Origin of the sequence: Paenibacillus sp. UMB7766-LJ446 (assembly GCF_030226665.1) — a bacterium.
Taxonomy (GTDB): Bacteria; Bacillota; Bacilli; order Paenibacillales; family Paenibacillaceae; genus Paenibacillus; species Paenibacillus vandeheii.
Map to the genome: position 1 here is coordinate 87,886 of NZ_JASOYM010000003.1, position 26,993 is coordinate 114,878.

General features: G+C 49.0%; 21 protein-coding genes. 8 read left to right on the forward strand and 13 right to left on the reverse strand.

The annotated features are described in order from the left end of the window. Positions 1 to 116: 116 nt before the first annotated feature. Positions 117 to 953, forward strand: coding sequence for a methyl-accepting chemotaxis protein (locus tag QP794_RS08570; protein WP_285075829.1), 837 nt, complete (start codon positions 117 to 119; stop codon positions 951 to 953). 118 nt (positions 954 to 1,071) lie between these two features. On the opposite strand, the gene QP794_RS08575 is transcribed toward QP794_RS08570, so the two are convergent. After that, the gene (locus QP794_RS08575; RefSeq protein WP_285075830.1) at positions 1,072 to 1,680 is read right to left on the reverse strand and encodes a LysE/ArgO family amino acid transporter; all 609 of its coding nucleotides are present in this window, start codon (positions 1,678 to 1,680) and stop codon (positions 1,072 to 1,074) included. Between the two features lie 157 nt (positions 1,681 to 1,837). Here QP794_RS08575 and QP794_RS08580 point away from each other — a divergent pair, with 157 nt between their 5' ends. After that, a complete protein-coding gene (locus QP794_RS08580; RefSeq protein ID WP_285075831.1) occupies positions 1,838 to 3,322 on the forward strand; it encodes an aminotransferase-like domain-containing protein in 1,485 nt (494 codons plus the stop codon). A 119-nt stretch (positions 3,323 to 3,441) separates the two neighbouring features. On the opposite strand, the gene QP794_RS08585 is transcribed toward QP794_RS08580, so the two are convergent. From QP794_RS08585 to QP794_RS08610, 6 genes are all read right to left on the reverse strand, one after another. After that, on the reverse strand, positions 3,442 to 4,269 hold the full coding sequence (locus tag QP794_RS08585) for a carbohydrate ABC transporter permease (RefSeq protein WP_024632759.1): 828 nt from the start codon (positions 4,267 to 4,269) through the stop codon (positions 3,442 to 3,444). After that, positions 4,266 to 5,150 (reverse strand): carbohydrate ABC transporter permease, encoded by an 885-nt coding sequence (locus QP794_RS08590; RefSeq protein ID WP_064641854.1) that lies wholly within the window; start codon positions 5,148 to 5,150, stop codon positions 4,266 to 4,268. Before QP794_RS08590 ends, QP794_RS08585 begins: the two co-directional genes overlap by 4 nt. Before the next feature lie 79 nt (positions 5,151 to 5,229). Then, on the reverse strand, positions 5,230 to 6,510 hold the full coding sequence (locus tag QP794_RS08595; protein WP_024632761.1) for an ABC transporter substrate-binding protein: 1,281 nt from the start codon (positions 6,508 to 6,510) through the stop codon (positions 5,230 to 5,232). Positions 6,511 to 6,654: 144 nt separating this feature from the next. Next, positions 6,655 to 7,755, reverse strand: a complete 1,101-nt coding sequence (locus QP794_RS08600; RefSeq protein ID WP_285075832.1) for a response regulator — start codon at positions 7,753 to 7,755, stop codon at positions 6,655 to 6,657. After that, positions 7,752 to 9,542 carry a sensor histidine kinase gene (locus QP794_RS08605; RefSeq protein WP_285075833.1) on the reverse strand — a complete coding sequence of 597 codons (1,791 nt, stop codon included), beginning with the start codon at positions 9,540 to 9,542 and terminating at the stop codon, positions 7,752 to 7,754. Before QP794_RS08605 ends, QP794_RS08600 begins: the two co-directional genes overlap by 4 nt. Positions 9,543 to 9,672: 130 nt before the next feature. Next, positions 9,673 to 11,676: a beta-galactosidase gene (locus tag QP794_RS08610; RefSeq protein ID WP_285075834.1), complete on the reverse strand. Its 2,004-nt coding sequence runs from the start codon at positions 11,674 to 11,676 to the stop codon at positions 9,673 to 9,675. Positions 11,677 to 11,950: 274 nt separating this feature from the next. On the opposite strand from QP794_RS08610, the gene QP794_RS08615 reads away from it, so the two are divergent. Then, entirely contained in the window at positions 11,951 to 12,898 is a 948-nt protein-coding gene (locus QP794_RS08615) for an AraC family transcriptional regulator (RefSeq protein ID WP_285075835.1), read from the forward strand. Between the two features lie 64 nt (positions 12,899 to 12,962). Here the strand turns inward: QP794_RS08615 and mobA are convergent, their stop codons facing one another. Then, positions 12,963 to 13,568, reverse strand: coding sequence for a molybdenum cofactor guanylyltransferase (gene mobA, locus QP794_RS08620; protein ID WP_285075836.1), 606 nt, complete (start codon positions 13,566 to 13,568; stop codon positions 12,963 to 12,965). 87 nt (positions 13,569 to 13,655) lie between these two features. Between mobA and QP794_RS08625 the strand changes: the two genes are divergently transcribed. Further along, positions 13,656 to 14,882: an MFS transporter gene (locus QP794_RS08625; RefSeq protein WP_285076451.1), complete on the forward strand. Its 1,227-nt coding sequence runs from the start codon at positions 13,656 to 13,658 to the stop codon at positions 14,880 to 14,882. Between the two features lie 381 nt (positions 14,883 to 15,263). Here QP794_RS08625 and QP794_RS08630 read toward each other — a convergent pair whose 3' ends face one another. After that, positions 15,264 to 16,997 (reverse strand): glutamine--tRNA ligase/YqeY domain fusion protein, encoded by a 1,734-nt coding sequence (locus tag QP794_RS08630; RefSeq protein WP_285075837.1) that lies wholly within the window; start codon positions 16,995 to 16,997, stop codon positions 15,264 to 15,266. A 189-nt stretch (positions 16,998 to 17,186) separates the two neighbouring features. On the opposite strand from QP794_RS08630, the gene QP794_RS08635 reads away from it, so the two are divergent. The 3 genes from QP794_RS08635 to QP794_RS08645 all read left to right on the forward strand — a co-directional run bounded on the left by QP794_RS08635 (position 17,187) and on the right by QP794_RS08645 (position 19,146). Beyond that, positions 17,187 to 17,444, forward strand: coding sequence for a DUF2164 domain-containing protein (locus QP794_RS08635; protein WP_094938711.1), 258 nt, complete (start codon positions 17,187 to 17,189; stop codon positions 17,442 to 17,444). Positions 17,445 to 17,475: 31 nt separating this feature from the next. After that, entirely contained in the window at positions 17,476 to 18,024 is a 549-nt protein-coding gene (locus tag QP794_RS08640; RefSeq protein WP_024632770.1) for a GNAT family N-acetyltransferase, read from the forward strand. Between the two features lie 213 nt (positions 18,025 to 18,237). After that, positions 18,238 to 19,146: a hypothetical protein gene (locus QP794_RS08645; RefSeq protein ID WP_285075838.1), complete on the forward strand. Its 909-nt coding sequence runs from the start codon at positions 18,238 to 18,240 to the stop codon at positions 19,144 to 19,146. A 217-nt stretch (positions 19,147 to 19,363) separates the two neighbouring features. On the opposite strand, the gene QP794_RS08650 is transcribed toward QP794_RS08645, so the two are convergent. Both QP794_RS08650 and QP794_RS08655 read right to left on the reverse strand, forming a co-directional pair. After that, positions 19,364 to 20,152, reverse strand: coding sequence for an SDR family oxidoreductase (locus QP794_RS08650; RefSeq protein ID WP_285075839.1), 789 nt, complete (start codon positions 20,150 to 20,152; stop codon positions 19,364 to 19,366). Between the two features lie 24 nt (positions 20,153 to 20,176). Then, the gene (locus tag QP794_RS08655; RefSeq protein WP_285075840.1) at positions 20,177 to 20,680 is read right to left on the reverse strand and encodes a GNAT family N-acetyltransferase; all 504 of its coding nucleotides are present in this window, start codon (positions 20,678 to 20,680) and stop codon (positions 20,177 to 20,179) included. 250 nt (positions 20,681 to 20,930) lie between these two features. On the opposite strand from QP794_RS08655, the gene QP794_RS08660 reads away from it, so the two are divergent. Then, positions 20,931 to 22,085 carry a methyltransferase domain-containing protein gene (locus QP794_RS08660; RefSeq protein WP_285075841.1) on the forward strand — a complete coding sequence of 385 codons (1,155 nt, stop codon included), beginning with the start codon at positions 20,931 to 20,933 and terminating at the stop codon, positions 22,083 to 22,085. Between the two features lie 128 nt (positions 22,086 to 22,213). Here the strand turns inward: QP794_RS08660 and QP794_RS08665 are convergent, their stop codons facing one another. Together QP794_RS08665 and QP794_RS08670 are read right to left on the reverse strand one after the other, a co-directional pair. Continuing rightward, complete coding sequence (locus QP794_RS08665; RefSeq protein WP_285075842.1) at positions 22,214 to 25,615, reverse strand: GH36-type glycosyl hydrolase domain-containing protein; 3,402 nt, start codon at positions 25,613 to 25,615, stop codon at positions 22,214 to 22,216. 184 nt (positions 25,616 to 25,799) lie between these two features. Further along, complete coding sequence (locus QP794_RS08670; RefSeq protein ID WP_285075843.1) at positions 25,800 to 26,822, reverse strand: LacI family DNA-binding transcriptional regulator; 1,023 nt, start codon at positions 26,820 to 26,822, stop codon at positions 25,800 to 25,802. Between the last annotated feature and the right edge of the window lie 171 nt (positions 26,823 to 26,993).

The following is a 26,993-nucleotide window of genomic DNA, read 5'->3' on the forward strand; positions in this document are numbered from 1 at the left end:
TTAAAATAAAATTAATCTCTCCATGCCCTCGCCGGGTCTTCAGGAATGCAGCAATTGTGACGATGTATATACCATACATCAAGATTATACGTACCCATAAATAGGAGTTGATTCGATTGAATATTGTTGAAGCACTTGTGGCAGCAAGCCCGTATTTTAAAATCATGCTTAAGGAAAATGATTTGATGATTGCTGTTACCGATATGGAGCAGTTCCGGTATTACGTACGAAGCGAAGATCTCGATCTGGGCATTCAAGCCGGAGATCCCGTCTCGCTGGACGATCCTACTTTGCGCCGGGCACTTATAGATGGTGAGACTTCAGCCAATCGTATCGATGCCAAGTTTTATGGTACTCCTATCAACTCGGCAGCCACCCCGCTTCGCGATGAAGCAGGCCATATCGTTGGTGCCCTTGCAATTGGATTTTCACTCAAAAACGAGGAACAACTGGAGCATCTCACCGAACTGATCGGCGGCATCAGTGGCAGATTGACGGAAATGGTGCAGACCGTAGCTGCCCAATCCCAGCAGCTGACCGCTTCATCTTCGCAAATTTTGGACAACACACGGATGGCCGTACAAAACTCCAGTGAAGTCACCAAAGTCGCTTCCTTCATTCGTGAAATTTCGGAGCAGACGAACCTGCTGGGTCTGAATGCTGCTATTGAGGCGGCACGAGCAGGAGAAGCAGGAGCCGGATTTGGCGTCGTTGCTACCGAGGTACGCAAATTGTCGACCGGTACCAAAGAAGCCACAGTGAACATCGAACGTTCCTTGAAGGAAGTACAGCATTCCATTCGTCAGATGGAACAGGAGATTACATCCATCGCCCAATCCAGCAACCAGCAAGCCGAGCTCGTCACCGAGTTCAGCGAGGTGATTGATCAGCTGAACAATGCATCCACGGATCTCAAAGCATTCATTGAATCCATGCTGTTAAAGGCGGAATAATATAGTAGACTCATTTTTTGGCGCATAACGCAAGCATTTAAACAATCCCCGCACGTTTAACGTGAGGGGATTCTTTTCTATTTTCTAATTCAATACCCGTCCCAAACATTCCACTCCATTACGAGAAGTCCAGCTTCCACAGCATCATGCCCGCCATGCCGACCATGACCACAGTGGACAACCGATTGAAGAAAACACTGACCCGACCTGTACGATCTGTTCTCCCAATAAGTCTGCCTGCACCTGCAAGCCCCAGAAACCAAATCCATGATACCGCTGCCGCCGTTATGGCAAAATAAATGCGTGCCTGTCCATCATACTGAAGTGAACTGGTGCCGATCACGGCCACCGTGTCCAGCAAGGCATGCGGATTAAGCAAGGAAACGGAAGCAGCAAAGGCAATCTGCCGTCCCGCAGACAGCACTGCTGCTGAACCATTCGCAGGCCCGGATGACCTCCAAATGCTCCATGCCATATAGAACAAAAATAGACTCCCTCCTGCATACAATACAGTCGCCAGCAGCGGCCATTGCAGCAAGATTAGCGACACCCCTCCGACCGCTGCACCAATCAACAGCGTATCACTGAGCCCTGCAGTTAGTATCGCTGGCAGCGCCCGCGTATAACTTCGCTGACTCATGCCCTGATTGAAAATAAACACATTTTGTACACCGAGTGGCAAGATCAGGCCAAACGCCAGCACCACCGCGTGAATAATTACACCCATCGTTCATCCCCCTCATATATGTCTCCATATTAAATGGGATAACGCCAGACGTAACCAACCACTTGGATGGCATTGAACCCAACCAAATGATATAGTGTTCAAAATAAGAGTAAACGGAATAACATCACTCATCCCCTAAAGGAGGCCAACCTAGCACATGAATCGTTCCGATACTCGATTTGGGGGTGGCTGGAAGCCTGACCTCTCCCATTCCTTACCACTTTACCGACAGATTGAGCTCTACATCCGCGAGAAAATTACGGCCGGGGAATGGACAGCAGGCTACCGGCTTCCTTCACAACGGATGTTGGCTCAATCCATGGGTGTGAACCGCAGCACGCTGGTCACTGCATTGGAAAATCTGGCCGCCGCAGGCATGATTGAAGGCAGACATGGCGGCGGAACCTATGTCTGTGGCTCCGGCTGGCATGCGCTGGCTCATGGAGCCCTGCCCAACTGGGAGGAAGCCATCGAAGAAGGCTGGTATTACCCCAATCTGCCAGAGGTACAGCAGATTAACCGTGCTGAGTTCCAGCCAGGCATTATCAGGCTTGGAACAGGTGAGCTTGCCCCCGAGCTGATGCCCCAGCAGGCTTTTAACGACATCCTCCATGCTCTATCCCGTCGTTCTCGGACACTAAACTATCTCGAACCTCAGGGTAGTCTGGAGCTCCGACAGGCTTTATCCGTTTACTTGCAAGCAAGTGGCGTGCAAGCCTCCCCTGACTCCATTTTGATCGTATCCGGCTCACTCCAGGCGCTGCACCTTATTTCAGTTGGACTCCTGCCCCGCGGATCGGCGGTCCTGCTGGAGAAGCCATCCTATCTGTACTCCATTCATGCCTTTCAATCCGCCGGGTTGAAAATGAGCGGCATTCCGATGGATGCCGAAGGATTGCACATTCCACGTCTGGAAGATGCCGTCCAGAATGCAACCAACAAAGATAGCATCTCGCTGCTCTATACGATTCCGAGCTTCCACAATCCTACCGGCTCTGTCATGAGTGACAGCCGCCGGGAAGAGCTGCTCGCCACAGCGCGGAACACCGGCATCTCCATATTGGAGGATGCCGCCTACAGCGACCTGTGGCTGGACGAGCCCCCGCCGCCATCGCTGAAGGCGCGCGACAAGGAAGGACGGGTGCTTCATATGGGCACCCTGTCCAAAGCGGTCAGCCCCGGTCTGCGCCTCGGCTGGCTGGTTGGCCCGGAGCCGGTCATCCGTCGCCTCGCAGACATCAAGATGCAGACGGATTATGGCACCAGCTCCCTCGCTCAAGAGGCTGCTGCGCTCTGGTTTGCCGATGGATACCATGCGCAGCATATGGATCGTCTAAGACCAGAACTTCGTAGACGCAGAGAGTTCATGCTTGATCTTCTGCAACGCCATTTCAGTGAACTTGCTGAGTGGAGCATACCCGCCGGGGGCTTCTATATCTGGCTCCGATTTACGGTTGACCCACTCTCCATTCGCGAACTGTTCCATGCCTGTCTGGACAAGCATGTGCTGATTCACCCGGGTTATCTCTATGACCGCCTGGATGCAGACCACATTCGTCTGTCCTACGCCTATGCTTCACCGGATGAGATGGAGCGAGGACTCTACTTGCTGGCACAGGCAGTCAAAAAGCTGATGACATGATGAAATGAATAAAAAGAAACAAACCGTCTTGACCGGAAGGAATGACATCCCTCAGATCAAGGCGGTTTGTTTGAGTTTTAGTATAAATGAGACAGATAAGTCCAGGTCGCAGGTTTTCCTTATCCTTTTACCGCACCCTCTGCAATGCCCTCCATGATGAACTTTTGGAAGAACGCATAGATGAGAACCACCGGGATCGCGGTAAGTACCAGGGAAGACAGAATCAGCGGCCATTCCTTGTTGTATTCGCCAAACAGCATGTTGGTGGACAGAATCAGCGTATAACGATTCACATCCGTCAGCATGAGCAGTGGCAGCAGGAAGTCATTCCAGATCCACAGGAAGTCCAAGATGGCGATGGTGACTGTAATTGGCAGCAACAGTGGGAAGATAATCTGGAAGAACGTCTGGAACTCATTACATCCATCCATCTGTGCCGACTCTTCCAATTCACGCGGGATGGACTTAACAAACCCGTGATACAGGAAGATCGCCATGTTCACACCAAGTCCGATATAGATCAGGGCCAGTCCGTATGTGCTTCCTTGGACGTGAAGTCCTTTGGCAACCCGTGTCAGCGGAATCATGATCGAGTGAAAAGGGACGAGCATGGAAGCCACGAACAGGAAGAAAATCAGGTTGCTCAATCTGCCCGAGGTACGCGACAGCTTGTATCCGGCCAATGAAGCGCAGAATACGATACCGCCGATGCCCAGGAAGGATACGATTGCCGAATTCAAGGAGCTGCCCAGCAGGTTGATTTTGTTAAACGCATCCGAATAGTTCTCCCAGTGAAATGTCGTAGGGAGCGCAATAAAGGACTGAAACATTTCGCCTTGTGTTTTGAATGAGTTCACAATCGCCATGTAGATTGGCAGCATTGCGACGAGGGAGCCCAGCACCAGCAGCAGTCGAATCAGATAGCTGTTAATTCGTTGCATCCTCATGCTTCCACCTCTTTCTTCTTCATCACCGTAATCTGAATGAGCGTGAAGATGAGCACGATGACGAATAACACAACCGACTTGGCACTGGCATATCCGTATCTAAAATTGTTGGAGAATGCCTCTTCATAGATATTCATTGTAATGACCTGAGTGGCTCTGCCCGGACCGCCACCTGTCAGACCGTAGACGACTTCAAATACTTTGAAGGCTCCGTTCAGTGTCAGGAAGAAACAGATCGTCACGGCATGCGTAATCATCGGCAATACGACATTACGTAGTACCTGGAACGCGTTGGCTCCATCGATAACTGCCGCTTCCTTCAGACTTTTCGGTACACCCTGGAGTGCTGCCAGATAGATGATCATCATATACCCCACACCATTCCAGAGCGATACGATCAGGATGGAGTAGAATGAAAATTTAGGATCACCCAGCCACTGCTGATCCAGAAAGGACACGGCCAGCTTCTCGGCCAGCTGCGGCAGCACCTGGGAGAAGATGAATGTCCACATAAAAGCGCTGATGATCGTACTGATCATGTTCGGCATGAAGAACAGGGTCCGGAATAACCCCTTGCTGCGCGTCCGTGTCTCAATGAACACGGCGAGCAGCAAGGCAATTCCGTTTTGCAGAATCAGCATAAACACCACATATTTCAGCGTGAACCACAGGGAATTCAGAAAGTCGGGATCTTCCTTGAACAGTTCCACGAAGTTCCCCAGACCAATAAAACTGTAATCCCGGTTTAGACCATTCCAGTCCGTCAAGCTGTAGAACAAACCGCTAAATGTGGGATACAGCAGGAAAATGGCATAGATGACAAAGGCAGGCGCAGTGAACGCGAGCAGCGACAGATACTTCTTGAACACATTCGTAGCCATTGGTTCTCCCCCTTTTCACTCTAAGCAGACTCGTGTAAACGGAGGAACGATGACCGTTCTGCCCAGCCGTTCCATCTGCTTACTTGTTGACTTTGTTGTAGGATTTCCACGCCTTGTCGAGCGCATCAATCACCTGCTGCTGATCCAGTTGTCCAGAGTAGTAACCTTGCAGTGCTTTGCCTGATTCATCCTTAACCGCTTGAGGAATGGATGGATCCTGATACGCTTTGCCTTCGTTAACATATTTCAGGGCATCGTCTACCCATGGGAAGCTTTTGAAGTCATGGATTTTGGCAACCGGATTGAATTTCAGTGCTTCATAGAATGCACTTGAATCCTTGTCATCGAGAACATAGTTTACGAAGTCGAGTGCCACTTCCTTGTTTTTGCTGGAGGAAGATACGGCCAGTGACGTCGATGTGCTCAGATTGATTTTGGTATCATCCGGATTGTCATTGATCGGCAGTGGAGCTACGCCGAAGTTGATGTCCGGGTTGGACTTCAGGATGGTCTCTGCGAACCAAGGTCCCTGAATCCACATTGCTGCTTTGCCTGTTGCGAAGGCTGCCGAACCATCATCGCCGCCCACTTCGAGCGCTTTCTCTGTTCCATTGGCATTGACGAGATCGAAGATGTCGAACAATGCTTTCATATCCGAGAAGGAACCTTGATCCTGATTCATCTTATCCAAGAAGTCCTTGTGTTCTGACTGAGTCAATGCGCCTACGGTAAGTGGCAGGAAGAGTTGTGGAATCCAGGCTTCTTTGTACGACAGTTCAAACGGTGTGATGTTGGCTGCTTTCAGCTTCTCCACGACCGCTTTCATTTCCGTCAAAGTTGTAGGTACCTCTATCCCCTGCTCTTTGAAAATGTCCTTATTGTACAGGTATCCCCAGGATAACGTTTCCAAAGGAACGGCCACGACTTTACCCGAAGCATCCGTTACGGAAGGTTTAACAGAATCAAGTAATTTATCGACAAAAGGCTGACCCGAAAGGTCTTCCAGATAACCCGCTTTGCTAAACGGTGGAATCTCATTCACCGCATGCAGGGCGAACACGTCCGGTGCATCATTGGAGGCCAGTCGTGTTTTCAGAATCTGCGGCGCATTATCTGCTGGCGGCATCTCCAGCTGCACGTTGACTTCAATATTTTTTTCGGCTTTCTCCTTGGCTTTGAACTGTTCTATATATTTATCGTAATGTTCTTTCAGCCGCGGCTGTGCAATGAATACTTTGAGGGATACCGTACTGCCTGATGCAGCTCCCTCCGTCGAACCATCCGTACCCGCATTGGAGCCGCAGCCTGCGAGCAGAACACTCACAAGTACCGCACTTGCTACGCTTTTCCATACTTTCATCTCTTATGACCTCCCGGTGTAACTGGTTTGTCTTTCATAGGATCATTATATATCACGAAATGAAAGCGCTTCATTGGACAAAATTAGACTCGTTTATTGGATTATTTTAAACCTTAATCCAGTAACCAACTCTCTGGGAATGAATTATTCGGGGCTGTTACCTGACATACGAGGCTGTCCCTTCCGCATCTCGCCAGGGGAAACGCCGAAGTGTTTCTTGAATACCCGGTAAAAGTACGATACATCCTCATAACCTGTCATCTCGGCAATATGTTTGAATGGAATCTGATCATCCAGCACCCATTCCTTCGCTCTTGCCATGCGTAACTGTACGATATAATCGGTCACATTCACGCCGTATTCTTTTTTGAACACCTTGCTGAGATATTCTTTGCTAACAAAAAAGATCTGAGCCAGCTGCTCCAGCGTAATCATCTCCATGCAGTGCTGCTCGATGTGTTGCTTCACCTCATCCAGGTTTAGCTTGTTCTTGAATTTGCGCTGCGCAATTAGCTGCTCTAACGAAGTATAGTAAGGTGCCGATATCCAACCTATCGCCGATGCGATGGACGCCAGAGCCTTCGGCGGCGGGAGCACAGCCGCTACAGGTTGCTCGCATAAACCATTGGAAACACACAGCTCACCCAGCAGGGTCTGCAATTCGTATGCGATTCGCCCAAGCTGTTGAGGTCTTTGAATGCCACTGGTATCAAGCCGTTGCTCCAGCTGTTGGAACAGCTCCCGTAATCCCTGAACGTTCAAGTCGTTAAAACGCAGGCGTGCCTGATGCTGGAACAGCGAGAATTCCCCGGAAAAAGCCGAAGGATACGGTTCCCAGGATTCCGGTCCGGATTCGGTCTTTTCCAATTCTCGTTTACATTTAGCCAGAACGTTATTCAATTCATCGGGATTCACCGGCTTGAGCAGATAATCAGCGGCACGGTGATGAATCGCATGCTTCGCATAATTGAAATCATCATATCCACTGACCACAATCACTTTGATATGCGGATATTGTGCGCTCAGCGTCTGGAGCAGCTCCACACCGTCTCTACCCGGCATACGCATATCTGTAATGATAATATGGGGTTGGTGCTGCTCTACTAGCTGTATCGCCTCTCCGCCATCCTCCGCTTCACCTGCAACCACCATGCCAAGCTCGTCCCACGTGCCCAAATTGCGTAAAATATCTCTGTTCCATGGCTCGTCGTCCACTAAAACCACTCGATAATAATCCTTGTTCACGAGATCTCGCCTCCTGTATGGCAAGGAATTCGAACAGTGACACTGGTCCCCTGTCCTTCCCCACTCTCCATGTTCATGCCGTATTCAGGCCCAAAGTGCATCACGATGCGTGATGCGGCATTGACCAGTCCAATGCTTGTCCCCGAGCTCCACACTCTGTCCCCTTGCTGGGACAGCTTGGACAATCTGGATTGCATCTCGGCCAACCTCTCTTGATCCATACCCAACCCATTATCGGAAATGCGGATGGTTACTTCATAATCCCGTCGGACAACTTCAATGTTCAATTTCCACTCTCCCTGCTTTCTCTCCAGACCATGGACAAATGCATTCTCCACAATCGGCTGCAGGGACAACTTGGGAATGTAGCAGTCACCCAGCCCGCCTTCAATCTCCAGTTTATATTCAAGCCTGCTGGCAAAACGCTGCTTCTGGATGAGCATATAATGTTCCAGTTGATCCAATTCGGACTGCAATGGCACGAGACCATCCGGCGCTCTGACAATATAACGGAACATCTCACTTAATGAACGAATCACTTTGTAGCTGTCTGCCGGCTTCTGTGAGTACACCATGCCTCCAATCATCTGCAACGTATTTTGCAGGAAATGCGGGTGAATCTGGGACTGAAGCGCTTTAAGCTCAGCAGTCTGTTTCTCCAGATTCATCAGATAGTTGTCCCGGATATGTTCCCGGATGCGACTAGCCATACCATGCAGATTTTTCTCCAGTAGGCCAATCTCATCCACCCGACCACTGCGCACCACTTCCTTGTCCTTGATCAGTTGGATGCCCTTCATGGAATTCGCCAGTGTAACAATCGGTTTGGATGTTCGCCATGCCACGAATGCAGCTAACAACACCGAAACTACGGTAGCCAACCCACCCACAACAAGACCATACTTCATCGTTTCCAATGCACTCTCATTGATGACATGGGAAGGAACAATTTTGATCAGCCGCATTCCTGACGGGTCAATGGCATGATAAAATACATATTCCTTGGCTGTTCGAATGAAACCGGAACTGTCCTTCGTAGCTGCAAGTCTTTCCAGCGCTTCTGCTGAAGGCTGTATCTCTTTGTTGGGCTGATAGACCGGACTTCCCGTACTATCCGCGATGTACACCGAATAATCTCCCCGGCTGTCCAGCAATTCCAGCGTCTGATTGAATTCGGCCCATTTGACTTCCAGACTGATTGCACCGATCTGCGCCTGATCCTCGAAACGGTTCATGCTGCGGGTCATATGAAACTTCTCCGCATCATTTGGATCATTAATAATCGTAAAGTCCTTATGCTGCTCAAAAAGCTCATGATATGCCGAAGGAATGTCCGGGACTGATCTGATTCGGCTCTCCATTGAATTGAAGGTGAACAGCGTATCCAGTTCCTTCAGGTATAATTCGACACCAAATACATAGTTGCCAGCCGAATAATAGACACTGTTCAGCATATTGAACACCGCCTTCTGTTCATCGAATCGGCTGGCAGCCGGAGCATCCTGATTCAATGCCAAGTATTGATGCAGCTCATCACTGATCTGAATGGAATAGATGAGATTGTTCATCCGCGCGAATTGTTCACCCAAATAGATGGAGGCCCAATTCATATTCGCACGGTTGGTTTCCATAATCTCTTCTTCCATGGAAGAGCGGGTATTCTCGGCCGCTACAACCGTCATGGCGATGACGGGCAGAATGGCCAGAAACGTCATGGTGAGGATTAATTTGTTGCGAATGCTGCGTTTGAACGGATCAATAAGCTTCCGATATAATTCGGTAAACACGAGGCATCCACTCCTGAGCTATGAGCTAAAATAAGATAAACGCCCCAGCATGAAGCCGAGGGCGCTTTGGTCTTGGTATTCTTTTTATAATCATTGAAAACAGACTTGTCAATTCATTTATGATTTCCCATTATTGCTCAATAATGCAGAACCCCCACGGTTCCAGTTCAATGTTGTGCCCTCCGGACACCGCTGTTCCTGCCAGAAGTTCCGTTCCGTCTCCGTAGGCATTCACGAACGAAGTCGCCTGATCGGAGTAGTTAAAGAAATACCGAATCGTATTGCCTTGCTCATTCACTCCGCTCTTCACGATGATTGGAAATGCCAATTCCTGATCGGTTTCCCATAGTCCGGCTTCCTTCATAACACGCTCCAGCACTTTGCGGATCACCGCGGAGCTGGTATAACATCCAACGTACGTTGCTTTGCCCTTGCCATAGGCATTCTGGGTAATTGCCGCATATTCACCCCAGTGTGGATGATCGTACCAGGCCAGTACTTCAGCGGTTGTTGGTGTAATGAGCTCCATCCAGGTGTGAATCTGATTCTGTTCCTCTCCAACCTCGAACGGATCATCTCGCAGCGACACATTTTTCGGCTCAACGAACAGGTTGTAACGGATGCCACAAGCCTCACTGATCAGTCCAGGCTGGCGGGTAGAGCGAACCTTAATGTGTTCATTGGCGAACCCGCTCTTAAAGGAGTAAACGACATGCCCACCATCCTGTACAAATTGGTTCAGCCTCTCAAGCAAGGCATCGGAAGCTGCGTACAAAGCAGGCACAACAATCACATCATAGCCTTCATAACTCTCAACAGACGGATCAATCAGATCACAGCCTATGTTCATTTTGTATAATTCGTCATACATCCAGCGCACAACGTCATTGTATTTTTTGTTACTGGTAAAATTAAACCCGAACCACTTGATCGACGTCAATGCCTCATTGCTGAACAGCACCGCTACTCGATTTGTTTTCTTCAAATTCACCAGCTGCGGGCTGAGTCTGGCAAAATCCCGGCCGATCGTCTTGGCCTCGTTGTATACCGGATTCGGCTCAAAATCGTGGCTCAGCAATCCTTTCCAATACGTCTCGAACGAATTATGCAAGGAATGCCAGTGCCAATAGGCGACCATGTTGGCTCCGGAGGCCAGATGGCTAAAAGCCTGAAGGCGCAGCTGTCCCGGATAGGGAACCCAGTGCCAGAATGCCTGTGCTTCCGTCTCCAGTACGAGATAGTTCGATTGTTTGGTGGAGCGCGCGACGTCACCGCCGAATGAAATCTCAATGCCGGTCAGGTCATCCTGCGACGGATGATAGATGTCCACACTGGTGATGTCAAAAGGTTTAGATGCGGCAAAATGGTCCACATCCCCTTGAATGCCGTACGAATATCCACGCCAGTCGAAGTCAAAGTTCTGGGTGACAAACTGTCCTTCCTGTTTGTACTCATTTACAATTCCGACCTGCCACGCTAGAAAGTTGGTTACCAGCTGGCGCTGGAATTTGGCAAATTCAGCTCCCAGACTGCCGTTGATTGTACCGACAACTGAAGGGAAGTCCTCCCAGCTATTGATGCGGTTACTCCAATAATCCAAGCCAAATTCCTTGTTCAGATCATCCAGTGAGCTGAACTTGTTACGCATATATTTGACGAATTGCAATTGTACATTATCCCCAGCGGTGTTGTAATGCTTCGTTTCGTTATCCGTCTGATAACCAATCACGGCAGGGTGTTTGCTGACACGGGATATCAGCTTGCGAATGATGCGTTCCGCATAGAACAGGTATGTTGGATGTGTAATGTCCATAATTTGCCGCGCACCATATTTTCCAGGTCCCTGCACGGTCGTTGCCAGAACCTCCGGGTGCTCCTTGACCATCCACGTCGGAACAGCATACGTAGGCGTGCCCACAATGACCTGAATGCCCGCTGCGTGCATGGCATCCAGTACACGATCTACGGAGGAGAAGTCGAAGACGCCACTCTGCGGTTCATGCGTACTCCAGGTTGATTCCGCAATCCGTACCACATTAATGCCCGCATCCTTCATCATCTGAATATCCTTGTCCAATCGCTCGTAAGGCATATATTCATCATAATAGGCTACCCCGTATAATAACTTGTCCATGTTAAAATCCCCTTTTCATCTGGAAGTATGGATCTCTTGTCATTTATACAAAATGAAATAATTCAATTGATAAATGATAACGTTTACATTAATATCTATTGAAGTACATTAGATGCTTAGCCATCAGTTCAAACACTCACCCGTCCTACGATTTCCATCGTTGCCGTTAAACTGATTATAATGAAGTATACTATGGGTGCCGATTGTACAAAGCGAGTAGTTTTTACCCTTTTCCGAGGTGAATCTCATGGATATCCGATCACAGCTTCGAGAAATGCCACATCATACAATGGCTCACTGGCTGCCTATTATCGACTGTAACATTAAATTCTATGGAGCGCACAGCCAACAAGTTCCATACGGTTGGGCGATGCCGGAGGAGTCCCATCCGGGCTTTGAAATGATGCTGATTATAAAGGGTACTCAGGAGAGCGTGATTCACGGGTATACCTATACGGTTGAGGAAGGTTCCATTCTGCTCATTCCACCCGGATTCAAACATACAAACCAATGTGTATCACCGGAGGGTATGACGTATTTCAGCGCTCATTTTAATGTAGATGATCCTGTATTTACCCTGAAGCTGATGTCCCATCACAGCCGAATCTATGAGGCAGGCACTACAGATAACATGCAAATGCGTCCCGTCCTGGAGAACTGGATGAACATGATCAGAACATCGGAGGCATACACTTCCACAGACAAATTTATAATGCAGGCACGTATGTTTGAACTATTTGCCCTGCTGTCCCAGGCTGCGGATAGTGAACCGTTGTCCAACCGATCTGAAGCTTCGTCTAATGCCCCAGCTCCAGCAGCCATGCATTATGCAGGGGCCATCGCAGAAGCCATCAAACAAGCATTCCATACGCAGCTGCGAATCAAGGAGGGCAATGTATCCACCGTCAAAGTGGAGCAGATCATATCCTCGTTTGGCATCAGTCCAGGATATGGGCTGCAGATCTTCCGCAAGGTGTACGGACAATCTCCACGGGCCTATCTGTCCAGCCTGAAGCTGCAGGAAGCCAAAGTATTAATTGAACAGCCGAAGCTCTCTTTGAGTGAAATTGCATGGAAGCTGGGCTATACTCATCTGTCACACTTCAGTCGACAATTCAAGCGATGGACTGGCCAGAGCCCACTTCAGTATCGCAACGCGGTTCAGGATATATTTAATGAATCGGGCCCAGTGCACCAGAGTTCGCGGACCTCTTTGGAATGAGGTAGGTATAAGAGATTGGCTAGATGTTAAATGTGATGATGAATGAACTCATGGTTAGGGCATCCTATCGATTACGAATAAACTCATAGTCTTCCGGGGTATTCATATTGCTCAGCTGAATTGCCACATCATGGACGCCAGCGCTTTCCAGCTCGTCCACGTCGACATATCGGCAGCCCATCTCTTCAAGCCACTCAGTTACTCTTAGTCTGTCACCTATTAAGCGCTGTTCAAGTTCGGGAAGAACACGTTTATGGTAAGCACCCGCAAGCGGATGAACCCGCCCTGCCAATCGCGGAACGATCGCATGATGCTCTTGAGAAGACTCAGTGAGCCTCTTCATGCCTTTGAAAAAGGATAGCTCTAACAGCGGCATATCACAGGCACAAACGAGGTTCCAGTCCGTCTCTGAGGCTTCCAGCGCGGCATGTAGTCCTGCGAGCGGCCCTTTCCCCGGGTAATCATCCTGAACGCAGTCGTAAGGCAATGCGTTGTATGCTGTCGTGTTGTTTCCTGCGGAAACGATTATACGATTCACAGCCGGTGTCATCGCTTGGATAACCTGTTCCAGCACGCTGGAACCATTCCATTCCAATAATGCTTTATTGGAACCCATACGGCGGGATAAGCCGCCTGCCAAAATAATACCTGTCCATTCTAATGTGCTCACAGCCATCCTCCTCGTTCTATAAACGTATTCTATACATTGAATACCCTTTCAACAAATGATACATTGAAGAATATGATCCTGAAAGGAATGGCTCTATTGGACAGATCTGCACCCGGAAGAGGCAACCCCTCTTTGGTTTCGCTGAAACTATATAACTTTTTCATTTATGGAGCCATTTCAATCTTCGCTGGTTTTCTTCAGTTGTATTTGCAGGAAATCGGCATGACCAAATTGGAGATTGGCAGTCTGATGGCGATTGGTCCGTTTGTATCCTTGTTCGCTAATCCGTTCTGGGGCTTCTGGAGCGATAAATCACGCAATATTCGTATTATATTGATGATGATGATGGGCGGCACCTTTGTGCTTGCTCAGACCGTATTCTATGCGCCTACGTATGCTTGGATCTATACAGCCATGATCTTTTTTTATTTTTTTCAAAGTCCTTTGTTTGCTCAAACCAACAGTCTGATTCTCGGTTATATTGATGGAACTACTCAGAAATTTGGTACGTTTCGGCTTTGGGGATCGCTGGGCTGGGCTCTGACCGCTGCAGCTGCCGGGCCGCTCATTGACCGCCTGGGTGCGGGCAGTGTATCGATTGTCTTTGCCTTCATGATTGTCATTGCCTTTATCTTTGCCTTGCTCTTACCCAGACAGCCGATCGCTTCAGATACCCCTGTAGTGAGCTTTCGACGTTTCGGCAGAGTCATGTTTAATCCGTACTTTATGATCTTTATCGGGCTTGGTGTGCTGGTTTCCGTACCCAACGCCATGAACAGTACATTCATGTCATTGTACATCGTTGAAATGGGTGGCGATAAACAGATGGTTGGCTGGGCCATTTTCTCATCATCCATACTTGAAGTCGGTGTGTTCCTGCTCCTGGACCGTTTTCTCAAACGTAAAATGAGCATGCTTCTCGCATCGCTGATATGGATCAGTCTGCTGTTCGCCATCCGCTGGCAGCTCATGGCTCTGGCAAACAATCCGTTAGAGATTGTATTCATCCAGCTCATGCATTCCATTACATTCGGCGGATATTTCTATGTCGGGACCCAGCTGACGATGCTGTTCATTCCAAGGCCTTACCGCTCGTCTGGTCAGGCCGTGTATACGATGGCCTGGGGCGGCATATCCGGTGTCATTGCTGGCTTGTTCGGCGGCTGGTTGTTCCAGAGCTTCGGTGCTGAAGTGATGTATAACATCGGAGTATTCTTCTCCCTGATTGGTGCTGTTGGTTTTGGCATCATGTGGTTCTCGAACCGCCGCAACGGCTATCAGCCAACGGTGCTGACGGAAATGGGTGAGAGGTAATCTTTTGTTGGAAAAGGTTGAACCTTTCAAGATTTACACTGGAGCACTACGAGGACAGAACAACCTTCCGATCGCTGTTATCTCCGAATTTTTTTGATTCCCTTCTATAAGGGTAAAATTCGGAGATAAAGGCGAACGCTCCGCTTCTCCAGCTTTATTCTGTCCTCTCCGTTATGGTGTAAATAAAAAGTTCAAACAATCAAACAAAAGATTAAGAATAGTAGTAATAAAGAGAAAGGCGTCTCCAGGCTTATTGCCCTGGAGACGCCTTTTACGTTTATAGATTTAAGTTTAAGTTTACAGTTTGGGTTTATGCACCTAACCTGAAGCTTGACCTTAAATCTTATACTCTACCTTTGTATCCCATCGCTATGCTTTATCTTATGCTTTTGGCAGTTGGAACGAGCTCTTCAGGGATACAACCCGGTTAAATACGGGACGGCCTGGCTCGGAATGTTTTGGATCCACGCTGAAGTAACCATGACGGAAGAACTGGAATTTATCCTGTGCTTTCGCCTCCTTCATCTCTTGCTCCACATACCCTTGAACAATCTCAAGGGAGTTTGGATTCAATTGATCCAGGAACGTTTTCTCCGGTTGTTCTTCCAAAACTTCATTATCAGCCCCTGCTATTTCCACTTCCACTTCTGCTTCCGGTGCTTCTGCCAAGATTAAAGGCTCATACAGACGGAACTCCGCAGGTACCGCTTGGCTCGCTTCTACCCAGTGGATCGTTCCTTTGACTTTACGGCCTGTGAAGCCGCTGCCGCTCTTCGTCTCCACATCGTAAGTACAATGGATTTCGATCACATTGCCTTCCGCATCCTTGATCACATCATTACATTTGATGAAGTATGCATGCTTCAGACGAACCTCGTTGCCCGGGAACAAACGGAAATATTTATTCGGTGGATTTTCCATGAAATCATCTTGCTCAATGTAAATCTCGCGGGAGAATGGAATTTGGCGATTGCCCATCTCCGGGTTCTCTACATTGTTCTCCGCTTCGAGCCATTCGACTTGCCCTTCAGGGTAATTCGTAATGACCACTTTGAGCGGATGCAGGACAGCCATCGTACGCGGAGCTTTCAGTTTCAGATCTTCACGGACAAAGTGCTCCAGCGTTTGCAGATCAATGACCCCGTAGTTTTTGGAAATGCCTGTCTCGTATACGAAATCACGAATGGCTTCCGGTGTATATCCCCGGCGGCGCAGACCCGAAATCGTTGGCATACGCGGATCATCCCATCCATCCACATGGCCTTCGTCCACAAGCAGTTTCAGCTTCCGTTTGCTTGTCACCATTTGCGACAGGTTCAGGCGGCCAAACTCATATTGATGCGGTTGATTCTCCATCTCACATTCGGCAATAACCCAATCATAGAATGGACGTTGGTCCTCAAACTCCAGGGAGCAGAGGGAATGGGTTACCCCTTCAATGGCATCTTCGAGCGGATGTGCGAAGGCGTACATCGGATAGATGCACCATTTGTCCCCTGTATTGTGATGATGTGCATGAGAAATTCGATAAATGACCGGATCACGCAGGTTGATGTTCGGTGAAGCCATATCAATCTTGGCGCGCAGCACTTTCTCACCGTTCTGGAACTCGCCTGCACGCATCCGGGTGAACAGATCCAGATTCTCTTCTACCGTGCGGTCACGGTATGGGCTGTTTTTGCCCGGCTCGGTTAGCGTTCCACGCATGGCACGGATTTCGTCGGCGCTTTGATCGTCGATGTAGGCTTTGCCTTTTTGAATCAGCAGGACCGCGCGGTTGTACATTTCATCAAAATAATCGGAAGCAAATCGTTTCTCGCTCCACTCGTAGCCAAGCCATTTTACGTCTTCCTGAATCGATTGTACGTATTCCACATCTTCCTTGACCGGATTCGTGTCATCGAAGCGCAGATTCGTCTTGCCGCCAAATTCGCCACCCAGTGCAAAGTTAATCCAGATCGCTTTGGCATGGCCGATATGCAGATAACCGTTCGGTTCCGGAGGAAAACGGGTAATGACTTCCTGGACTTTCCCTGACCGGAGATCTTCGGTAATAATATTTTTGATAAAGTTAGGTGGGGTTGTACGATTGTCCACAGGTATCAAACCTTTCATGAATTGATTGGAACTTTCAGCATTTACAATGCGTTTCATCTAAATATACCTTTAACGAGGGACGAGTTCAATAAATAACGGCACCAAAGTCATGACAGGCTGACACAAGATAGGCCCAAAACCATTTTGACGGGTTCGCGCGAATCATGTAGCATGATATAAAAACAGAATTTAAGGGAGGGTTTCCCATTGAACGCGCTAAAACTGACCAAAGAACAACAGGATGAAGCCATACGCACCATCCAGTCGTATTTCGAAGAGGAACGCGGCGAAGAACTGGGCGATCTGGCAGCTTGGGGTGTGCTGGATCTTTTCATGACCCAGTTGGCTCCCTTCATATATAATCAGGCACTGGGTGACGCCCGTACTACGGTGAATCAACGCATGGCCTCGATGGAAGAAGACCTGTTCGCACTGGAGCGCAAGCTACCGAAGACTTCCCGATAAACCATTATTTCAAAGAAAGAAGGTTGCACTCATGTTTACCTATTCATTGGATGAATATACCGAACTCCGCCCACTTGCGATGGAGCACACCAAACCGTTGTTCGAACTCACAGACCGCTCGCGGGATCAGCTGAGACATTGGTTACCGTGGGTGGACCACGTTACCGAGATTGAGCATACTTCGAATTTTATCAGCAATGCATTGAAACAGGGAGCTGACAACGGTGGTTTCACCGCAGGTGTCTGGCTGAAGGGCGACCTTGCAGGCATCATCGGTTTCCATGAAATTAATTGGACCAACCGTTCGGTAAGCATCGGATACTGGCTTGGTAAAGGCTTTGAAGGTCAAGGCTTGATGACCAGCGCATGCCGCGTTCTGGTAGATTACGCTCTGGTCACTCTGGATCTGAACCGTGTCGAGATTCGCTCTGCTACCAACAACAAGCGAAGCCGGGCCATCCCTGAACGACTTGGATTTGTCCTTGAAGGCGTTATCCGTCAGGCCGAGAAGCTGCCTAAGGGCTATGTTAACCATGCAGTGTATGGCATGCTGCAGCATGAATGGGAACTTTTGCGCTAAATAGACTACATAATCTAATTACATCTTTCGGAGAACATTAATATGCCTCTTGCCTGTGAGATTTTCAAACATGGGTGAGGGGCATTTCTGGTTAGAGGACCAATTTTTAACGCGAATTAAGGTTACATTCAGCCTCTCTTCATGGTTATTGCCTAAGATAACGTTGTGGATTCAATCCACATCAACCTATTGAAGAAAGAAGGATGATCACGCATGAAGAGAACGAAAACATCAAGAACAGTGATGGTAACCAGCACGATGGCTTTGACAATAGCACTGGGCGGAGGGTTGTTTGCACATTCAGTGGCTAATGCAGATCCGGTGGCAAGTGCTTCCGGTCAAACGAAGACCGACAGTGCCTCCTCATCGAATTCACATACATTTAAATCGGCAGATGGGAAGAGAGCTCATGGACAAGGATTTGGCCGCTACTCGGACGAACTGGCCTCCGTCCTTGGAATGACAGCCGACGAGCTAAAAGAAGCCCGTAAAGCAGGCAGCACCATTGCCGAGGTTGCAGCATCCAAAAATGTGGACGTACAGACCGTCATTGATACACTTGTTGCCGCACAAAAAACGGAACTGCAACAGCGTCTCACCGACGGAAAACTTACGCAAACCCAGCTCGATGAGCGTTTGGCTACGCTCACTCAGCGCGTAACGGACCTTGTTAATGGCAATTTGTCGGAAGTTGGTGCAGGCGGACGCGGACGCGGCGGTTTCGGCGGACCGGGAGCAGAGCGTTATACCGAAGAGCTGGCCTCTGTCCTTGGGATTACAACGGACGAGCTGAAGGAAGCTCGTGAAGCGGGCAGCACCATTGCCGAGATTGCAGCTGCCAAAAATGTGGACGTACAGACCGTTATCGATAAACTTGTTGCAGCACAGAAAGCCAATCTGCAACAAAAGCTGACCGATGGAAAACTTACACAAGCTCAGTACGATGAACGTGCTGCCGACATCACTCAACGGGTTACCGACCTTATCAACGGCAAACTGTCCGAAGACCGGGAAGGTCATGGTCATGGGGCAAAACGTGACGGAGAATCCAAAACAACGATTGCTCCCGATTCCGGTAAAGCCGATACATCAGCCAGTAGCAGCAGCAAAGACCCGGCTTAACCATTCGGTCCGGACCTGATAAGTTAGGTATGCACAACCCCTCTGTGCACCTGGTTTAATGTTGTCGACGTGGTGAGGGAAGCCGTTCCCACACACAATGCTTACATCAAATAAAAGCCCCTCCTTCTACACAACACGTAGAGAATAAGGAGGGGCTTTACCTTGTTTTTAAATTTTTTACTTACGTATAACTTAAGATCTTCTGATCCATCTTTTCTTAGAGTGCACGTACCATACCACCATCCACCACAAGGGATGTACCTGTAATGTATGTATTCGCTCCTGATAAGAGGAACACGACCGCCTTGGCAAACTCCTCGGGTTGACCATAACGTCCTAATGGAATTTCTTTACGGAATTGTTCGGCAACCTCTTCCTCACTTATTCCGTTCTGTTCTGCACGCACAGCGTCCAATTCATGTATCCGATCCGTTCCGATTCGACCCGGCGCAACCGTATTGATCAGAATGCCATATGGCGCAAGCTCCTGTGACAAGGTCTTGGCCAATCCAAACACCCCCGTACGGAACGTATTGGACAGAATCAGACCGGGAATGGGCTGCTTCACAGAGGTTGAGGCAATGTTCACGATATGTCCGCCATTCTCCTTCATGTAAGGAAGCGCACCGCGAATCAATCTGACATAGCTAAGTACATTTAATTCAAATGCGCGTTCCCAGTCTTCATCGGTCAGTGACTCAAATGTTCCGGAAGGCGGGCCGCCTGAATTGTTCACCAAAATATCAATCTGACCGAACAATTCACCTGTCTTGCGAATCAGGGCATCAATATCTTCCTTACTTGTCACATCCGTTGCACAATATTCGACACGTCCGCCACCACCAAGCGCCAGCAGCTCCTGCTTCACCCCTGCAAGCTTTTCTTCGCTTCGGCTGGCGAGCATAACGTCAGCACCTTCGGCCGCCAATTGAGCGGCTACAGCTTTGCCCAGTCCTCGACTGGATGCAAGCACCAGTGCCTTTTTACCCCGAAGTCCCATGTCCATTGTTGTTCCTCCTCCTACGCTGTTCTATCCTTTGGCCTGGATGAAATAACTCATAAGAATATCGTCCACATACTTGCCTGCGATATAAAATTCCGATATCAGTCTGCCCTCCGTCACGAATCCGCACTGTGTATAAAACGCAATGGCTCCTGGATTGCTGGATAACACCCGCAGCCTAAGCTTGGTGATCCCTTGTTCAAGGGCATATTGCTTCATGGCATCCATCAGGGCCGTAGCAATACCACAGCGACGATCATGGGGATGAACGGCGATATTAATCTCGTATACATGACGGTTAACAGGCATGCCTGTCGCCGGATGAAAGCCCACATAACCACATACCCGCTCTCCCTGAACGGCAATCAACTGACTGCCTGGAGGGCAATGCTGCAGGTATTGTTGTCTTGATCGCCAGTTGAGCGGCTCAGGAGAGGTATATTTATCCCATACCAGAGCATCCAGCTCCATCAGCTGCGCCGCATCCTTAAGCTCAGATAGCCGAATCATATACGTATGGCTGGTAAGCATAAAAGTTCAACCTTTCGTACATTAGTGATTAACACTGCGAGAAGCAGCGTTCAAAAATAGGGCTTGTTCGGTTCTTATTGAACATTTTGCAGGGTATATCGATGCTAATGCTCCATTGCTATATATTGTAGCATAGCCTCAGGCTTGACTAAAATTTCAATTCGTTGAATGAAATTTCTACTTAACCTTTCCGTAACGTCATCGTTTATACTAATTGGATAATATACTGATTCGATAGGAGGTGCACGTGATGAACATTAAGGAAGCCGCTGACAGACTCGGCATATCGGCGAGAGCCATTCGCTTTTATGAGGAAAAAGGACTGATTCAGCCCGCCAAACAGACGAATAACGGGTATCGCACATATACCGAGAATGATATCTGGCTGCTGCAAACCATTGCAGCCCTGCGTGAAATCGGGATGTCGCTTCAGGATATCACCCAAGCGCTCGGAGAGATTGATCAGGGCAATCAGCAGCGGCTGGAAGAATATCTGGAGCTGCAGCAGGCGGTCATGTATGCCCAGTGGGTCGAGCTAAAGCGCATGCTCGATACGACCCAGCGCATGATTGACCTGAACCGTCAGGATGGGCCGTTGGACGTCACCCATCTGCATGATCTTGCAGACAGTGCACGCCGCCTCAGAGAAGCCCGGCAGAACTGGTATGACCGCTGGAATTATGATAGGCAAGCAGCCATCCATGATCAGCGGGTGCAGGCGTCGAATGACCGTATGCCAAAACCTAATGGTGATGAAGTTCGCAGCCAGAAGAATAGCTGGACAGCACACAAGCCAAACAGCGATACAACGTATCCAGAAGACGCAGGATCGTTCAATATCTATGACAACTATGACGAAGCACTGGAGCAGACAGCAAGCTGGATATTTCCTGTACCCGGCGAGAAAGGTCTCGATATTGGGACTGGCACGGGGAATCTGGCGGGCAAATTGTTAGAACGAGGCGCAACCATGACCGCCATCGATCAATCCCGTGAGATGCTGCGTACATGCCGCACCAAATATCCAGAGATGCATGTAAAGCTTGGCAACTTTCTGGCTTTGCCTTTTGCCGACCAGTCTTTCGATTTTGTCGTATCCAGCTTCGCCTTCCATCATCTGAGCCCAGATCAGCAGCAGTTGGCATTACAGGAGATACAGCGAGTGTTAACCAGACGAGGACGGATTTGCCTGACAGACCTGATGTTTGCGAATACAGCTCATCGCCAGACGTATATCGAACAGGCTGAGGCAGCAGGTCATGAGGACCAATTGCAAACGATAAAAGAACGTCATTTCCCGCTGCTGGACGAGTTGTGCGGCTCGCTAGAGGACGCAGGCTATGTGACGAAGCATGTACGCCATAATACGCTGCTGCACACGTTGCTGGCCGTTCCTTTGCGTTAGAGTGATCATCGTATCGTAGCGGGTTCCTCGGACCCGCCACTGAATCCTTCTCAAATAAAAAAAAGGTCACCCTGCCTGTTAAGGAGGATGACCTTCCACTCTAGTGAAGCTTCGAGCTTGTATTGAATTTACATATAAATTTCAACAATCGTGCGCTCCGAAGCATTACGCGCTTGTTTGAACTCATCCAGCGAGATACGAGCCCCACCTTGACGGTAGCGGTTCACCGTTTGCTCGGTGCGGATATCCTTGCCGTTTACTGTTACACGGTTAACCGAACCTTCGTTCAGATGGTAGACAAACGTTACCGGCTCTCCTGCATATTCGAATTCGAATTGCATACCGTCCAGCTCAGCTGGCAATACCGGGTCAATAACCAGATCCCCGCCTTCCTGACGAATGCCGAGTGCGTTCGAGATCAGTTGGTTCATGTAGATTCCAGGACCGCTGGAGTAGATTCTCCATCCCCCCTTCACCTGTACCGTTCCTTTGCGAAGCTGGTCAAAATGCTCCTGCGCCTCGTACCGCGTGTTGAACTTGCCGTCGGAACTGCTGAAATACGCGTTCGCCTGACGAATCTCCGCATTAGGTACAACTTCGCCGATGCCGACCGGGTTAATCATGGCAAGACCATTCCACACCTGATCCGTCTTACCGAGCTTCGCCATCGCTTCCACGTAACGGATATGCGCATGCACATACTGCAAACCAATCTCACGTCCGAAGTTGGACGCTTGCTCTGCCCGTTTGAAGTGACTGCTCACTCCACCTGCATATTGAGCCGGACGATTCATCAAGCGTACACCATCCGGGCACAGGAACTGCTCACGAATCAATGCATAATGCGACTCAGCCTGTTCTGCATTCAGCAATTCACCGATCATGCTGCGTGTCATCGGCAGAAGGCGGTATTGAATGCCTGTCTCCGTATCTGTTGGGTGAAGCATTAGCTTCGCCTGATCCGCTTCTTCCATGTATACAAAGCCTGGAATCACATCCGTACCCAGCATGTACCGATTAAAGTCTTCACGGATGCCTTGAGCCAGAACGTCCAGCTCCTGTGCAAATGCAGCATCCTTATGCTGCAGCGCCTGTGCAAGCACATTGACAGACTGATAGGTCAATGCAACAGTCCAACTGCTCACCATGTATTGTTTGAGCTGTGCATTGGCTGGCTGGAGTGTATCATCCCAGTCCCCATCCCCATAGGAAGACAGGAATGTGTCGTGCAAGAAGTGTGAGCGGATGTATTCGATCTCTTTTTTCGCGTGATCCAATACAGTTGCCGTTTCTTCCGTGAATCCAAAGCTGTGCTTAACGGTATACGGCACTTTCTCTTCCAGAATCGCATAGTCACGAGTCGCTGTCAGGTAGTCCGCCAGCACTTTCAGCGGCCATACGATGATGTCGCCATGGCTCTCTTCCTGCTGAATTGCAAAGTACTTGTCAAACATGAACCATTGCGGCCAGTTGCCATCATCTTCATATTGGTGGGTATACACCATTTTGATGATATCGCGAACCTGCTCATATTTTTGCGTAGCCATAAAGTATTCAACCGGACCTTGGCATACATCACGTGTGCCCCATGCTGCGCCGCCGTACTGCTCCAATCCGTGAGGCACGGAGTAGTGAACCAGCATGTTGTGTGTGTACCACCAAGCCAGCGCGTTCACTTTGAACAGATCCTCTGCACTTTGGCCTTCACCGCGAGACAAACGGAATCCGTTCATTACGCCTGCGAAGAATTCGCGGTACGCCTGTACTTCCTCTTCAAAAGTAAGGCTGGAGCCTGCTGCTACGGAACCGTCTGCTTCGTTTACTTGACCTTCCAATACGCCTTGTACCTTCAGCGTCCATTCTGCACTCTCTTCCAGACTAAGTGTAACCAGCGATGCAGATCCACTGCGGATACCACTCGCCAGCAGCGTTTCGTCTCCAACATGTACGACTGCACCATCCACCGACATGCGGTATTGCAGATCAGGATACGTTCCTGCACTAATCGCTTGCGGATCAGCCTTGAAGATCAGTGTGCTGCCATCCTGCGTCATATGCAGCGGATACTCGTATTCATTTACATTCATCGTGATTTGGTTGGTTACCAGATAGCGATAAGCTTTGCCACTTGTCGAGCGTACGTTCATGCTCACTTCAGTGGTATGTGCCCCGGTGTAATTCGTCACGATGATGGTATCGGATTCGGTTTTGTAGATCCAACGCACGTAGTTGAATCCAATCTCGAACAGAGAAGGCATGGTCAGCAGACGATACTGTCCGTCCATTTCCACATAAATGCGTTGTCCAGCCGTCTTCGGCACGTTCAATGCGTTGCGGGCATTACTGATCATTTTATTAAAATTGGTGTTACCAATAACGAGTTGTGAGTTGAAAATACCGTACTTATACGACGTCGTCGTAATAACCTGAGCACCAAGCTGCACGTTGCCACCACTCATCAGGATATGGCCGTGCGGACGCTCTACAAGCAATTCTTTCGCTTTCAGGACGATATGTTCATAGCTGCCCGTAAAGAAGGACAACAGCGAGTCACCGCTATGCTCTTCCTGATGACGGTCAGGGAACAGTTCATTAATCTCATCTTGTGTCAAATCAAGCGCAGCAAGCGGTTCACCCAAGAAGGATGACAGTTTCACCTGTTCCAACGTCTCGCCTTGCTGAGCAGTCAATGCTTGTACTTCGTTCCAAGCAGCAGCTACTTCATCCCCGAATTCCAGTGCGGAGATTCCGGCAGGATGATCTGCTTTGGCCAGTCCGTAGAAGACCACTTGAGCTTCCCCGTCCAAGTTAACGCGCTCCGATTGCAACGCTGTGTAGGCAAATTCATATTGGTACGTCTCATTTGCCAGTGTATTACGGCTCAGGCTCTCAGGCTGATTGGTCTCTTTATAGGAAAGACCAAAGAATTGGAATCCGTCTGTGGAGTAGCCGATTGCCTTAGTCAGCGAACCTTGCTGCATGTATGGGAAAGCGCCACCCTGAGGCTGGTTTTGACGGGAACATACCACATATCCCTTCGCTTCATCCTCGAACACCGTATGGTCAATATACTGCGACAGATAGGCCTCATTGCTGCGTACTGCACCTGGATCAGCAAGCCCTACATCCTGTCCATATACCACGTCAACGTTATGTTGTTGTCCTGTGAGCTTCACATCCCAGAACCAGACGCCTTGCGCTGTAGCTGTAAACACGACCTGATAGCCAATGCCTTGTTCTTTGCCTTCAAGCTGCACTGTACCTTCCCAGATCAGTTGATTGCCGGATTGCGCCTGGCTTGTGATCACTTTGCTGTTCGAACGCACACCCAGCAGTGGGAACGAGCTGATTTTCTCCCCCTCGTGTACACGCAGGTACAGGTTATTCAAAGATCCATCGATCTGGTTGCTGAGCAGCTGATTCAACATCGTTGTACCGGACTTGGCCTGATACAGATCCCCACTGTTCAAAAAGGTAAAGGATAAATCCCCGGCAGTCAGCCGAATTGGTTCATTAATCATCGTTGTCATACTCTTCACTCCTTCAATTAGTATAAAATCGAAACGTTTCGATAAATCTAAAAAAGAATAGGGGGCCTCTGCGAAGTGACCTTTGACTGGCCCCTTCGGACGATGATCCCCCTCATTCAACTCTCAATAGAAAAGATTCAAACTACTACAAAGCAGCATTTTAGCAGATCCAGCCTCGGACTGCTCACTTCCTATGCTGGCTGGTTTCCCGATTGCCCTCTACCGCTCGTACAGACTCTCGCTCCACCAGATCAATGGTTAACGTATACGATGGATTCACAGCTTCGCCATTCAGCATCTGGAAGAGCAAATGTCCTGCCAATGAACCCGCTTCATGCTTGGGCTGTCGCACCGTTGTAAGCGGAGGGTGAACATATTCGGACAGTTGAATATCATCAAATCCGATTACCGAAATATCATTCGGTACCGATATGCCGCTCTCTTCAAATGCTTTCAGTCCACCAATCGCCATCTCGTCATTCCCGTAAAATACGGCAGTCGGAAGCTCGCCCTGCATAACCATCATCTTGGTTGCACTATACCCGCCCTCACGTACAAAGTTACCGCTTAGACGCCATTTGGACTTTTCTTCAAGACCCGCTTCCTGCATTGCTCGCAAATACCCTTGATAACGCAGTGCATTATCATAAGAATTGGATGGCCCGCTAATATAGGCGATGGTCTTATGGCCCTTCTGAATAAGGTGACGTGTAGCCAGGTAACCGCCCTGCTCCCCATCTACCAAAACGTTGACCAGATGGTTACTCGTCAGCTGCCGATCCATCACAATGATAGGGAAACGATCTCCCGCAGATTCCACCAGGATATCATCATGGATGTTATGAGCCAGAATAATAGCGCCATCCACTCTTTTTTCTCGCAAGAAACGAACCGCTGTGGAGTCGCGTCCTCCCATAGAGCTGCAAGCAATCAGATCATATCCGTTAGCCAGCGCTACATCCTGAACGCTGCGAATCAATTCGGAGTAATACGGACCCGACAGATCTGTAAGAATCAACGCAATCGTATTCGTCCGGCTCCGCTTCAGATCCATGGCAAAGCCGTTTTTGCGATAATTCAGTTCTCGTGCTGCATCCAGCACTTTTGCCTTGGTCTTGGCACTGACCTTGCTATCTCCGTTCAGCGCATAAGAGGCGGTCGAGAGCGCCACACCTGCCAGCTTTGCCACATCCTTAATCGTTGCCATTCCACGTTCGCTCCTTCTAACTTCTTGTTACCTATCATTTTATACTGTAAATGGTTGCAACAACCACTCATTCCTATTCATTATCCATTAGGAGTTACATCTATTTCCTGTTTATCGAAACGTTTCGAAGTTTTTTCAAAAAAAATCTCTCTTCGCGTCTTTTAAGCATCC

Coding starts and splice junctions, on each gene's coding strand:
- QP794_RS08595 (WP_024632761.1), bottom strand. CDS start 6,510: ATGAAAGTATGGAAAAGCGTAGCAAGTGCGGTACTTGTGAGTGTTCTG.
- QP794_RS08650 (WP_285075839.1), bottom strand. CDS start 20,152: ATGGACATGGGACTTCGGGGTAAAAAGGCACTGGTGCTTGCATCCAGT.
- QP794_RS08610 (WP_285075834.1), bottom strand. CDS start 11,676: ATGGACAAGTTATTATACGGGGTAGCCTATTATGATGAATATATGCCT.
- QP794_RS08630 (WP_285075837.1), bottom strand. CDS start 16,997: ATGAAAGGTTTGATACCTGTGGACAATCGTACAACCCCACCTAACTTT.
- QP794_RS08625 (WP_285076451.1), top strand. CDS start 13,656: ATGGCTCTATTGGACAGATCTGCACCCGGAAGAGGCAACCCCTCTTTG.
- QP794_RS08590 (WP_064641854.1), bottom strand. CDS start 5,150: ATGGCTACGAATGTGTTCAAGAAGTATCTGTCGCTGCTCGCGTTCACT.
- QP794_RS08645 (WP_285075838.1), top strand. CDS start 18,238: ATGAAGAGAACGAAAACATCAAGAACAGTGATGGTAACCAGCACGATG.
- QP794_RS08655 (WP_285075840.1), bottom strand. CDS start 20,680: ATGCTTACCAGCCATACGTATATGATTCGGCTATCTGAGCTTAAGGAT.
- QP794_RS08585 (WP_024632759.1), bottom strand. CDS start 4,269: ATGAGGATGCAACGAATTAACAGCTATCTGATTCGACTGCTGCTGGTG.
- QP794_RS08660 (WP_285075841.1), top strand. CDS start 20,931: ATGAACATTAAGGAAGCCGCTGACAGACTCGGCATATCGGCGAGAGCC.
- QP794_RS08665 (WP_285075842.1), bottom strand. CDS start 25,615: ATGACAACGATGATTAATGAACCAATTCGGCTGACTGCCGGGGATTTA.
- QP794_RS08575 (WP_285075830.1), bottom strand. CDS start 1,680: ATGGGTGTAATTATTCACGCGGTGGTGCTGGCGTTTGGCCTGATCTTG.
- QP794_RS08640 (WP_024632770.1), top strand. CDS start 17,476: ATGTTTACCTATTCATTGGATGAATATACCGAACTCCGCCCACTTGCG.
- QP794_RS08670 (WP_285075843.1), bottom strand. CDS start 26,822: ATGGCAACGATTAAGGATGTGGCAAAGCTGGCAGGTGTGGCGCTCTCG.
- QP794_RS08615 (WP_285075835.1), top strand. CDS start 11,951: ATGCCACATCATACAATGGCTCACTGGCTGCCTATTATCGACTGTAAC.
- QP794_RS08580 (WP_285075831.1), top strand. CDS start 1,838: ATGAATCGTTCCGATACTCGATTTGGGGGTGGCTGGAAGCCTGACCTC.